This window comes from Kitasatospora phosalacinea (genome assembly GCF_000717185.1).
In the GTDB taxonomy this organism is placed as follows: domain Bacteria; phylum Actinomycetota; class Actinomycetes; order Streptomycetales; family Streptomycetaceae; genus Kitasatospora; species Kitasatospora phosalacinea_A.
Genome location: NZ_JNYE01000299.1, coordinates 1 through 511 on the forward strand (window position 1 = coordinate 1; position 511 = coordinate 511).

The following is a 511-nucleotide window of genomic DNA, read 5'->3' on the forward strand; positions in this document are numbered from 1 at the left end:
CCGGTGCGGTCCAGGCCGAGGCGCTCCGCACCCGCCGTCGCGGACGAGGGCTCCAACCAGTACCGGCGGTGCTGGAAGGCATACGTCGGCAGGTCCACCACCCCACCCGAACCCGGCAGCAACGCTGCCCAGTCGACGTCCGTCCCCGACACGTGCAGCGCCGCCAGCCCCGACAGCAGCGCCGACACCTCCCCGCGCCCGCGCCGCGACAACCCCACGGTCAGCGCGCGGTCCGACTCCACACACGCCGCCGCCGCACCCGACAACACCGCATCCGGCCCCACCTCAACACACCGGCTCCCGCACCTGCCGCACCCAGTACCCCGGATCCGACCACTGCTCCTCGTCGATCACACCCGTCAGCGTCGACACCACCGGAACCACCGGCCGACCCAACGACAACCCACCCACTACCGAACCCAGCTCCTCCAGCACCCCGTCCATCAACCCCGAATGGAACGCATCACTCACCCGCAACCTCCGCACCCGCACACCCCCCTCCTCCAACAAC

The 511-nt window shown here is 71.2% G+C and carries 2 protein-coding genes; both read right to left on the minus strand.

The window, feature by feature from the left end; all coding sequences use genetic code 11:
• Positions 1 to 242 (minus strand): hypothetical protein (locus OO57_RS43390; protein WP_158715397.1); only part of this gene is annotated, 242 nt, incomplete at its 3' end.
• Positions 243 to 285: 43 nt separating this feature from the next.
• Positions 286 to 511 (minus strand): hypothetical protein (locus OO57_RS43395; protein WP_234337739.1); only part of this gene is annotated, 226 nt, incomplete at its 5' end.